The sequence below is a fragment of the Paenibacillus sp. FSL R5-0923 genome, from assembly GCF_038009145.1.
In the GTDB taxonomy this organism is placed as follows: Bacteria; Bacillota; Bacilli; order Paenibacillales; family Paenibacillaceae; genus Paenibacillus_AQ.
The window spans coordinates 4,578,868-4,590,978 of record NZ_JBBPAT010000001.1 but is presented as its reverse complement, the minus strand read 5'-3'; the positions used below and the strand labels follow the sequence as shown (position 1 = coordinate 4,590,978).

Below are 12,111 nucleotides of genomic sequence, written 5' to 3'. Positions count from 1 at the left end.
GAGGATTAACCTACCAGCGCACTTTACTAGAGCTATTAATCAAGGGTATAATAAGTAACAATTGTTTTTAATTCATGTTGAAAGAGAGCGGGAACAATATGGGTCGTAAGTGGAATAATATTAAGGAAAAGAAAGCCTCCAAAGACGCTAACACAAGTCGCGTCTATGCAAAGTTTGGTGTTGAGATTTATGTAGCAGCCAAGAAAGGTGAACCCGATCCAGAAGCAAACCGGGCCTTGAAGGTTGTATTAGAACGTGCAAAAACTTACAATGTACCAAAAGCCATTATTGACCGCGCGATGGATAAAGCCAAAGGCAGCGGTGATGAGAATTATGAAGAGCTTCGTTACGAAGGATTTGGACCTAATGGTTCGATGATCATCGTCGATGCACTTACGAATAACGTTAACCGTACAGCGCCTTTGATCCGTTCTACATTCAGTAAGAATGGCGGGAATATGGGTGTCAGCGGATCTGTAGCCTACATGTTTGACTCAACGGCTGTTATCGGTGTAGAAGGTAAAACTGCCGATGAAGTGATTGAGATGATGTTCGATGCAGAACTAGATGTACGTGATGTACTGGAAGAGGATGAAGCGGTTATCGTGTATGCTGAACCTGATCAGTTCCATGCCGTACAAGAAGTGTTCAGGAATGCAGGAATCACTGAATTTACGGTTGCTGAGCTGAACATGCTTCCACAGAACTATGTAACACTTCCTGAAGATGCACAAGCTCAATTCGAAAAATTGATTGATGCCTTAGAAGATTTAGAAGATGTTCAACAAGTGTATCATAACGTAGATTCTGAGGACTAAGAATAACATATAACAAGGCGATGGAGTTCGCCACAACCGTCTCTTCAGACTAATGACTCCTACCAGAGTAAGCTTCACTGGTAGGAGTCTGTTTTGTTGCCAGAGACTAATTTATACTGACTTTGGGAGTTGCTGTTATGAATCAATGGTCTGCACGATGGCATGAATTCGTGAAGAAAAGAAGTCATTTTGCACTTTGGAGTACATTTATCAAATGGATTGTACTCGGAAGTGTGGTTGGACTCTTATCGGGAACTGCCTCGGCTTTCTTTCTGAAAAGCTTAGACTATGTAACAGATGTACGTTTAGAGCATCCATGGCTACTTTATTTGCTGCCTCTTGGGGGAGTATTTGTTAGTTTCTTATATATACGTTACGGAAAAAACAGCGCTAAAGGAAATAACCTTATTATAGAACAAATTCAGGATGGTACAGAGACCATTCCATTACGCATGGCACCCTTAGTATTGTTAGGAACACTGGTCACTCACTTGTTTGGTGGATCTGCCGGACGGGAGGGAACAGCTGTACAAATGGGAGGAAGCCTCGCGGAGTGGTTTGGGAAATTAATCAAAATCAGCCCGTTAGATCGCAAAATACTATTAATGTGTGGGATTAGCGGAGGCTTTGGTTCAATTTTCGGAACACCGCTGGCTGGAACCTTATTTGGTCTAGAGGTAGTAACCATTGGACTTATTAGCCAACAGGCATTACTTCCATGTTTTGTGGCTAGCTTTGTTGGTGATCTGGTCACCACTCGATTGTGGGGCGTTCATCATACTCACTATGTAGTGAATGATTTTCCAACCTTAAGTTTAATGATTATTCTAAAAGTGGTATTGGCCTCTGTAATTTTTGGTCTCGTGAGTATGCTTTTCAGTGAACTGACTCATTTTCTAAAAAGAATCTTCACCGCCATGATAAGCAATCCAATGATAAAAGGTGCAGTGGGTGGTTTGATTATCATAGCGTTAGTATTCCTTGTAGGGTCCCGTGATTACTTAGGCCTCGGAATTCCATTAATCAAGGATTCTTTTGAGGGAGATGTCTCTCCTTTCGCTTTTTTATGGAAGCTGATCTTTACCGCCTTTACCTTAGGAACAGGATTTCAGGGTGGTGAGGTTACTCCGCTATTTGCGATTGGATCCACATTAGGCAATGCTTTGGCTGGAATTTTACATGTATATGGACCGTTTCTGGCTGCTCTCGGATTCATTGCTGTCTTCTGTGGTGCTACCAGTACGCCTATCGCTTGCTTTTTAATGGGGATTGAGCTATTTGGTTCAGAGGGTGCTGTATACATGTTCATCGCTTGTGTGGTGAGTTATTTATTCTCCGGACATAGTAGTATTTATACTTCACAGCTTATTGGTGTATCGAAGAGCCAGTTCATTTCAATTCCTCAAGGGACTAGGATCGGTACGGTCAAACGCGCCCGCAAAAAATAACAGCACCTCTCGGATGGTGGTTGACAAGTGCGGGTACACGATTTAAAATGTAGCCAAACGAAGGGATGGTTTAACATGATTCATGTAGAAACTGTAAAGTTATATACCAGAGGCTGCTCCGAACAATCGGATACAAACGATGAAACGTTGTCCGGAGCTTAATCGAAAAGCGAATCGCTTTTTATATCATCGAAAGATAGCTAGGTCATTTTAGTGTGATTATTCATGCTTATTTGGTTGTGCCATCTTTCGATGTTAATGATTAAGAGGCTGTAGACAATTTTCGTCTACAGCCTTTTGTGTTATATTGCTCAGTTTCTACACTGACATTTATATGTTTGTGCCGTTCATTCGTGTACTGACAAGCAGAAGGCTTGCACCTAAGGGTGCAGTGTCTTCTGCTTTTTTTGCGTTCTTAATTAATTTTAGAAAAGAGGAATAGGAAATGAGTTTACTTGAGGTTTCTAATTTATCACATGCTTTTGGTGAAAAGGTTCTATACAAGAATGTTTCTATGGAATTGTACAAGGGTGAGCATGTCGGTGTGGTTGGCCAGAATGGAACGGGGAAAAGTACGTTTATTAGCATTTTGACAGGCGAAGTGATCCCGGATGATGGAATGATAAAGTGGCAGCCCAATATTACAATCGGTCATCTCGATCAATATGCTGTCATGGATGGAAACCGTACGGTTCATAATTATTTAAGACAGGCTTTCTCAGAATTATATGAACTAGAACGAAAAATAAATGAGCTCTATGAGGAGTGCGCTGTAACTGGCAACGAAACGTTATTACAAAAAGCAGCAGACTACCAGGAACGATTAGAAGCGCTAGACTATTATTCAATGGAGAGCAACATCAGTAAGATGGTTACCGGTCTAGGAATCAACGCGATTGGAATCGACCGTCCCATCGAGCAGTTAAGCGGGGGGCAACGGACGAAAGTCATTCTGGCCAAGCTTTTACTTGAACAACCTGATGTGTTATTACTCGATGAACCAACCAATTATCTGGATAAGGAACATGTCAACTGGCTCGCTGAGTATCTGATTGCATTCAATCAAGCGTTCATTGTAGTGTCTCATAACTATGCCTTTCTCGATAAAATATCCACTAGTATTTGCGATATTGAGGGCGAAACGATTAAAAAATACCACGGGAAATACTCGGATTTTGTGAAGCAGAAGGAACATTTACGAGAGAGTCATATCCGGCAATATCATGCACAGCAGAAAAAAATCGAAACCACTGAGCAATTCATTCGAAAAAACGGTGCAGGTGTTAATTCCAAAATTGCCCGTGGTCGCCAAAAACAGCTGGATAGAATGGAACGAATCGCTGCTCCGACATTTGTCTCCAAAGCGTCTATTCGCTTTAAGGAGCTTCCGTGCATGTCACAATTAGCCCTTAAAGTGGATCACTTAGTCGTAGGTTACGATAAGCCTTTGTTGCCTAAATTAAAGTTCTCCATTCGCGGTGGACAAAAGCTCGTGATTACGGGGTTCAACGGAATCGGGAAATCAACATTGCTAAAGACATTGGTTGGAGAGACCCAAGGGATTACCGGTAGGTTTCAGTTCGCAGAACAAGTTAAAGTGGGTTATTTCGAGCAAGATTTAACTTGGGAAGACGATACAATGACACCTATTCAGGTGATTTCAGCTTATGATCCCAAACTGACAGTAAAGGAAATACGTCGCTATCTAGCGCAGTGTGTTGTTAAAGATAACCTTGTAACACAGTCAATACGTACACTCAGCGGCGGGGAGCAATCTAAAGTTAAGCTGTGCCTATTACTGCTTTCAGAATATAACTTTCTAATTATGGATGAGCCGACCAATCACTTAGATGCTGAAACGAAAGATGCTTTACAGAAAGCTCTAATCCAATTTAGTGGAACTGTGATACTTGTTTCTCATGAAGAACAATTTTATAAGGGATGGGTTGATCGTGTGCTCAACATAGGAGATGAAACCAGTAATAAAGGAGTTAAGTACTAATGCAAACCATGAATGATCATTGGAAAAGAAAAATAACCCTATTTCTAACGGCTCAAACCATATCTTTATTTGGATCTTCGCTTGTTCAATATGCGATTATTTGGTATATCACTCTAACAACTACCTCAGGGGTGATGATGACGATATCAACCGTCTGTGGATTTCTCCCGCAGATGGCCATCTCGCTGTTTGCTGGGGTATGGATCGACCGTTATAATCGTAAAAAAATGATCATGCTAGCAGATGGTATGATTGCGATCGCTACACTTATTCTCGCTGTGATGTTTTTGATGGGTTATAACAATATTTGGTTGCTATATTTAATTTTGCTGATCCGAGCAGCAGGTACGGGCATACAGGTTCCTGCTGTGAACGCACTTATACCTCAAATTGTTCCAAAAGATCAGCTTATGAAGGTAAACGGAGTAAACAGCAGTATTTCATCCTTGATGATGTTTCTGGCTCCAGCTGCAGGTGGCGTGATCCTGTCGATTAGTACCATTGAAACTGCCTTTTTTATCGATGTGATGACTGCAATTATTGGGATCGGTATGATGTGTATAATCGTTATTCCAGCTCACGCTAAAGTGGAGGATGGTCAGAAATCGAATGTACAAGACATTAAGGAAGGATTTAAGTATCTAAAGGATCATGCTTTTATTAAGCAATTACTAATCTATTTATTTGTCGTAATGATACTAATTAGTCCAGCCGCCTTCTTAACCCCTCTAATGGTGAGTCGATCCTTTGGTCCAGAAGTATGGAGATTGACCGCAAGTGAGATGACTTTCAGTGCTGGGGCGTTAGTTGGAGGGGTTCTAATCGCATCATGGGGCGGCTTTAAGTCTCGTATGCATACCAACATTTTAGCATGTGCTTTCTACGGTTTGCTGATGGTTGGACTTGGCGTCGCTCCTATGTTTGCAGTGTACCTATTGTTTAACTTGTTGATTGGCATAACGATGCCTTGCTTTAACGCTCCTCTGACAGTGTTGTTGCAGCAGAATGTGGATCCGGATATGCAAGGTAGGGTATTTAGTCTTGTTCAAGTAACGAATTCATGTGCTTTGCCACTCGGGATGGTGCTGTTTGGTCCATTAGCTGATAGAGTCCAAGTGGAGACTATTCTTTTACTCGCTGGTATTGCAGTGATTATGTGCGCTTTGTATGCAGTGATTAAACTTCTTGCCTTAGCAAAGGACTACGATTAACATGAAGTTATTCCAAATAAATACAAGGACAGTTTTAGAAATAGAAGGTGTAAGTTATATTTTGAACTTAAACTCAATGTTTAGATAACAGAGTGGGTCTTCAATACAATTGAAGATCTACTTTTTTTTGTATGAAGTGAGAGTTTTTCTGTTAGGGATCGTCTATAGAGTATCGTGCTTCAAGGAGGCTTAAGGGTGAAGGGACATGTACCGAAAGTTGAAAAAGAGGAAGAAAGGCAATGGATCCTAAACGTTCTGGATGGTCATAAGGAAGACTATTCGTATCTTGTGAATCGATATAAGAATAAAATCTATGGCCTTTTGAGAGGAATGGGGGCCGATCACCAAGACGCACAAGACATCACTCAGGATACTTTTATAAAAGCTTATCGTAAGCTAGCCTCACATGATTTGGATAAAAACTTTGCGGCTTGGCTGTATACGATCGCGACTAATTTACTGAAGGATTTGTGGAAAAAAACTCGTCCTATAGCGAGCTTACCAGACGATCTTGCTGAACTATCTCTTTCAGATAATCCAGAAGAAGAATTCATTCGATCGGAGCATCGCACAGAGCTGCATCAGTTAATGCAGAAACTACCGCCTAATTATCGGACGGCTTTGTTGCTTCGTTACACCAATGATTTAAGCTATGAAGAAATGTGTACGCTCTTAGAGGTCCCTTTAAGTAAGATCCAAAATGACCTTTATCGTGCAAAGCAGCGATTGAAGCAAATCATGACACCCCAGGAGGTGAAGAGCGATGAAGTGTTTAAGTCCATTTGAGATCGAGCAATACATCCTAAGTACACCCACCTCCCGACCATTTGAAAATGTTGATCATATCGCTGCTTGTGCCCATTGCAATTTAATCTATCATACACTATTAGAAGAACAAGAGGAGTGGTCGCAAGCGTTGTTTGAAGAGAAGCTGCCAGATTCTTTTACTGCTCAAGTTATGGCTTCAATAGAATTCGTAGAACTAGAGAAAGTAACGGTACCTGACAGGAAGCGAAAGAATCCGAAGATACTTAAGTCACTAAGAATAGCCATGGGAGCGGCTTTGTTACTTGTTGTTCTGAGTGCCGTGATTTTATATTCTGTGCCCACATTGGCAGAGACTTTACGTTCTCTTTTTGTAAAAGATAATGTGGACATTGGCCTTCTACGTGCACAAGAATTTGGGTTAGTAGAACATCCTAATATTAAGGTGAAGGATAAAGGCTATACGATAAAAATAGATGAAGCTGTAGCGGATCCTACTCGTGTGATTGTCGCTCTACAGTTGTTCGGACCGGATGGAAAGCATGACAGACATCGCTTGGGTTTTGGTGAAGGAAATAAGATTGAAGTTAAAGATGATCAAGGAAAGATCGTAGGAGAATTATACGATATTGGATTTACCAACGATTTTTACTATATGATCGCTAATTTCTCGGAGCCACTGCAAACCGATCAAATTACAGTCGAAGGTCATATTACTGAGTTGGGAAGCAAGGACAGAAATATTCCTGCACTTCAAGGCGATTGGAACTTTAGTTTTTCGATGGATATGACAAAAGCGAATGAACAAACAACCTCAACTCCCCTAACGGGTAGCTACACTTCTCCGGATGGTTTAACAGTCACCTTGAAAAAATTAACTCATATGGTACAAGGTGTTCGTTTTGAATTTGATACGGAGTTGAGTGATGAGGCGCTAAACCGTTCTCCAGGTGAATTATGGAAGCAGCAAGGGGTGAAGTTCCATTTTGAGGATAGCGCGGGTGAAGAGATTCACAGTGTTAATGCGAGGAAATTGCCGAGTAAGGATAGTGTAATGTCACGATCTTCGACACCCGGTGATAAACCTGGACTTATGCATTGGAGCTATACGTTTAAATATTTGCCTCAGGATACGCCGTATACTTTTGTGTTCGATGGGTATTTCATTCTAGAAAAGGATGGTTCGATGGTACAGTTTGAGCCATCCAAGTTGAAGGAGCATCCGATCCCCTTTGCATTTGATGGAGATGAGCTGATGTTAAATGATTTTACTGTGGAATCACCGCCTGATACCAATGGATCAACGAAGGAAGGTTCATTACATTTTAGCGGAAGATTGAGAAATGAATTTATGAACAGTGAGTGGATATTTAAGGATCTTGAGGGTAAAGAGTATCCTCTCTCAGGACGAGGAGCTTATTCTACTGATGGGTCCGGATGGAAAGATGGTTATATCGTAATCGTTGAATCGCAGTCAAATAATAAAAAGAATTTTTTTGAGTTCCGTGCAATTGGCCTTACTACGATCCCTGATCAGCTTCAATTAATACGCACGATAGTCAACCGATTGTACACCAATGTAGATTGGTCCGTTCCTATCATGGAAGCTAGCAAAAAGCAGTAAAATCAATCATTTACCTTCCGGAATGTACAAGCAGATAGGAGCTCTGTCGCATCTCATATACTATCACAATCGAAAAGAGGTGGTAGTTTATGACTGCTGCAGAGAAGAGAAGAATTCAAAGAGCTTTGAATGCTTTGCGTAAGCAAAGAGTGGTTCTGAAGGAAAGCCTTAAAAGAATTGAAGCATTGCTTTGCAGATTGCCTATTGGCAGCCGTGAAAGATTTGAATTGTTAGCAGTAAGAGATTCAATCATTGAAGCGCTCCGACTCAATGCTATTGCTATACGAAATTTAAAAGATGTTACTTGTGCTTGTTAATTCGTTGAACTTCTGAACCTCCTGATCCTTGTATCAACGATCAAAGTAAAGCTTTTTCCTGTCACATTAGGAGGATACTGTTTTTCTTTCTTATTGATCTGACGGGTAACGATAGCTCAATAAACACGATAAGGCAGCCGGTCAGTCAATGTGATCGGCTGCCTTTATTCAGCAAACGGGCAGGATAGTTGAAGTTCAAACGTGGGAAAACGTATCATAAATAGGGTTTAACCCCTAAGATGACTCTTAGTTTTTTTTATATGACTTAATACAACAATATTTACAAATTCATGATACGATATTGCTAAATCAGGAAATAGATGCTCCATATGTAAGATAGAATTAATTATTGATGGAACTGTTGAAGATGATTCATAACAAAATGATTGATGATCAACCAAGGACGTTTACTGAAACTATTATGATTTTGTAGAATGGGGGCCACTATATGTCATTAGTTAATGAAAAAGAAGAGTGTTTACTTATCGAGACATTAAAATCGCATATACCAAATGTAGAGGAATTACTGAATCCAGCAGTCGAGGAATCAGAAATAAATCTTTTTGAGAGCATGATGAACTGCAAATTTCCAGAAGATTTTAGAAAGTTATACATGAATTCTAATGGAGAAGGAGAGCAGATTTTTGGCGTTATGGCTGGTCTTGGTTGGATGAACATTGAATCGATAGTAAGCAACTGGAAGTCCCTTTTGGAATCAGCATACGATATTATATCCAGCAAACCAGATATAATAAAAGATGGGAACTACAGAGAAGGCTGGATTCCTTTTGCCGAAGATGGTGGAGGCTCATATTTGGCAATTGATTTAGACCCCGGAGAAAAGGGCGTTTATGGGCAAATTATAACGATAGATCACAATTCTAGTTTTTCATATGTTATTGCGGAAAGTTTGGGACATTTCTTTGAATTTATAGATTCGAGCCTCAGAAATAGTAGTATTGGTATTAGTGAAGAAGATGATGTAATCATATTATCCCGTGAAAGTGGAAGTTTGTTGGATGATATTTTGGCTTTGACTAAAATGGATATCGAAGAGAACAGCCTTATCCCTGTAAGTGGATTTTGGGAAGAGTATTTTAAAGACGATGTTGAGAGTGGTTTTGTATCTTCAAAAACATTGAAAAAAAAGAGAATGGTATTTATTAGAGCTGATCAAGCTCAAAAATACGGAGCAATTTCTTTGGATATTTTAACACATATGGTTAATCTTAAAGAACTTATTATACATGCGGATGAAATTACTAATTTCGATGTACTTAAACGGTTGCCTTCTTTAGCAGAACTTGTGATAGGATCAGAAGGCTTTAAAGAGTCTGATTTGGAGTACTTAGTTTCTTTAGATGGGCTAAGGCAGCTAACATTAATAGGACTTCCATTAAAAGATATACATAAACTGAAAGATATAAAGAAATTAAAGAGTTTGAGATTATGTAGAATGAACTCAATTGATAGGGGATTAATAGGAACTATAAAAAATTTGAAGGAACTAAGTTTAGAAGAAATGGAGGTTGGCGACCTGCTTTATATTTCAAACCTTGGTAAGTTAATAAAACTAGAGCTCAAACAAGTGACTATACCACATTTATCATTCTTAAAAGGTTTAAAGAATCTAACGTTTTTTGAGACGGATAGCTGTGCAATAGATGAATCACATATAGAGGTTATAGGAGAATTGAAGAAATTAAAGCAATTCACTTATCCGGTTGGAGATTTAACAATACTCAAAAATTGTATGAGTCTAAAGCAGATTGGAGTAGATGCATCAAGACTTAAAGGGTTGGAGGAAATTTCAGACTGTAATATAGTCGATATAACTATATTTCATGCAACATCGAAAGAGAACGCAAAGTCCGTAGTCGCGGAGTTTAATAAATACTTTAAACTTCAGTCATATGGATGGCAGGTAACATGGAAAGATTAATGAAACTTGCCTACACTGAGCTTTATCATAATAGGGCGAAATTATTATAAAAGAAAGGAGACTAGTCATATTAGTTAGTCTCCTTTCTTTTTGCTGTTAGACCAACTTGACAGAGGTCTATATTTCGATTGGTCGAAAAATGATAAGGGCTTGGTAATACTTCATTTAATAAAAACCTCACTGATACCTAATGAAATACTATAAAGGAAATGGAAGATGGGACAGAGGGCCTTTTTTGCGAAACAAGAAATAATATACATGGGTCTGTGAAGTTTACAATAGTAATCTAATCATTGAACGTCTAGCATTAAGTATAATGGAACGACGCATTAGGCAGATAAGGCGTACTACGGGTTGTTTATATTTTTTCGAAATGGAGAGTTTATGAAAAAGACTATTGTTTTTGTATTATCAATACTTATATTATTCTCAGGATTCGCAACACAAAGTTATGCGTCGTTGTCAGATACGCAATCTGCGGCAATACAGGCGTTGCTGGATGATGCCCGTCGTATATCAGGTGTGCCGGGAATGTCGATCTCAATACTTGCTGATGATGAAGTGTTCTACTTTTCTTCCGGGTATGCAGACCGTGAAAGTGGGTTGTCTGCAAGTGAAAATACACTATATGAGTTGGCCTCGGTCAGTAAAGCTTTTACCGGCATGGGTATTCTGCTGTTGGAGGAGCAAGGGCTGCTGTCAATGACTGACACTGTCCAAAAATATTTACCTTGGTTTACGTTAAAATATCAAGGCAAACCTGTTGATATGCAAAGCCTTACACTCAATAACTTTCTTCACCATACTAGCGGCCTAACAAATAGTAGGCATTCTCAAAATATTCCACAAGGCAATACACCAGATTTGCTGCAAAAGACTGTGAAAATGCTGGTAGATGCTGAGTTGGCGTTCCCTACCGGTGAACAGTATAGCTATGGAACCGTTAATTATGACGTATTGGGTTTGGTTATTGAGATTGTGTCGGGACAAAGCTATGAAGACTTTATGAGGGAACAGGTATTTCAGCCGTTAGGTCTTCACCAGACGTATGTTTATAAAGAAGATGCTCAAGCCACCGGACAGTTGGCACAGGGCTACCGTTCTTCCTTTTTTATGACAACTCCATATAACGCACCGGATTATTCCGGGAATAAACCCGCAGGCTACATCATTTCTTGTACAAAAGATATGGCGCGTTGGATGGGCATACAGATGGGTATTGTGCAGGACATACCCGAAATATTCCATACGGTTATCGAAAAGTCACATCAGGGCGATATGTCTGTTCCGGCAGTCAACGAAATGTATTATGCAGCGGGCTGGTCGGTAAACGCCAACCAAACGATTATAGAACACCCAGGGGGCAATCCCAATTTCGGAACCGAAGTGGCCATACTGCCAAATGAACGAACAGCCGTCTGCTTGCTGACCAACGGCGCAAATATCAATAGAAGCATGGTACTAAAAGTTAAAGATATATTAGACGGCAATCTAACGCAGTCATATGAAATAAGCGGCACACAGCTTTTGGACATCATTTTATCGTCTATCACAATTATTCTTTGCCTATTGGCTGTTCTGTTCTTTATCTTAGGATTACGCAGAAGGAAAACGAATGAGCGGCAGCCAATTACAAAAAAGCGAATAATCGTAACAGCTATTTTGCTGATTGCTACGATTGCCCTGTGTATAATGTGCTGTGTATTAGATTGGTCAACGATACTTATTTGGCAAACATATAGTGTTCTTACAGCTTTGATTTCGTCGGCATTATTAACAGCAAGCATTACATGGTTTGTATACACTCACCGATATAATGCCTCGCTCCGAAAATAAGCATTTTGTTCGTTCGCTTATTGGTAAAATGCGTATAGCGTATTTTGTTTGGTACAGCGGAAAGTAGAGTTACGAAATAGTGAGAAAGAATTGATTTAACGCCAGATTCACCTCAATATAACCATTTAAAGTTCAAGCAGAGATACCA

The 12,111-nt window shown here is 39.8% G+C and carries 9 protein-coding genes and 1 riboswitch; all 9 genes read left to right on the top strand.

All coding sequences use genetic code 11. The features are described from left to right. Positions 1–98: 98 nt before the first annotated feature. The 9 genes from MKX35_RS20375 (at position 99) to MKX35_RS20335 (ending at position 11,963) form a co-directional block, all read left to right on the top strand. Positions 99–818, top strand: a complete 720-nt coding sequence (locus tag MKX35_RS20375; protein ID WP_042187963.1) for a YebC/PmpR family DNA-binding transcriptional regulator — start codon at positions 99–101, stop codon at positions 816–818. A gap of 7 nt (positions 819–825) precedes the next feature. Beyond that, a riboswitch (Fluoride riboswitch) is annotated at positions 826–887 on the top strand. A 68-nt stretch (positions 888–955) separates the two neighbouring features. Beyond that, positions 956–2,266 carry a voltage-gated chloride channel family protein gene (locus MKX35_RS20370; protein ID WP_076298968.1) on the top strand — a complete coding sequence of 437 codons (1,311 nt, stop codon included), beginning with the start codon at positions 956–958 and terminating at the stop codon, positions 2,264–2,266. Between the two features lie 445 nt (positions 2,267–2,711). Next, positions 2,712–4,268, top strand: a complete 1,557-nt coding sequence (locus MKX35_RS20365; protein WP_076298969.1) for an ABC-F family ATP-binding cassette domain-containing protein — start codon at positions 2,712–2,714, stop codon at positions 4,266–4,268. Between the two features lie 8 nt (positions 4,269–4,276). Then, a complete protein-coding gene (locus MKX35_RS20360; RefSeq protein WP_371916541.1) occupies positions 4,277–5,479 on the top strand; it encodes an MFS transporter in 1,203 nt (400 codons plus the stop codon). A 195-nt stretch (positions 5,480–5,674) separates the two neighbouring features. Then, positions 5,675–6,265: an RNA polymerase sigma factor gene (locus MKX35_RS20355; RefSeq protein ID WP_076298971.1), complete on the top strand. Its 591-nt coding sequence runs from the start codon at positions 5,675–5,677 to the stop codon at positions 6,263–6,265. Beyond that, complete coding sequence (locus MKX35_RS20350) at positions 6,243–7,868, top strand: DUF4179 domain-containing protein (protein WP_076298972.1); 1,626 nt, start codon at positions 6,243–6,245, stop codon at positions 7,866–7,868. The genes MKX35_RS20355 and MKX35_RS20350 overlap by 23 nt, the downstream gene beginning before the upstream one ends. Positions 7,869–7,957: 89 nt before the next feature. Continuing rightward, positions 7,958–8,185 carry a hypothetical protein gene (locus tag MKX35_RS20345; RefSeq protein WP_076285799.1) on the top strand — a complete coding sequence of 76 codons (228 nt, stop codon included), beginning with the start codon at positions 7,958–7,960 and terminating at the stop codon, positions 8,183–8,185. A 448-nt stretch (positions 8,186–8,633) separates the two neighbouring features. Further along, the gene (locus tag MKX35_RS20340) at positions 8,634–10,127 is read left to right on the top strand and encodes an SMI1/KNR4 family protein (protein WP_076298973.1); all 1,494 of its coding nucleotides are present in this window, start codon (positions 8,634–8,636) and stop codon (positions 10,125–10,127) included. 384 nt (positions 10,128–10,511) lie between these two features. Beyond that, positions 10,512–11,963, top strand: coding sequence for a serine hydrolase domain-containing protein (locus MKX35_RS20335; RefSeq protein ID WP_076298974.1), 1,452 nt, complete (start codon positions 10,512–10,514; stop codon positions 11,961–11,963). The last annotated feature ends 148 nt before the right edge of the window (positions 11,964–12,111 follow it).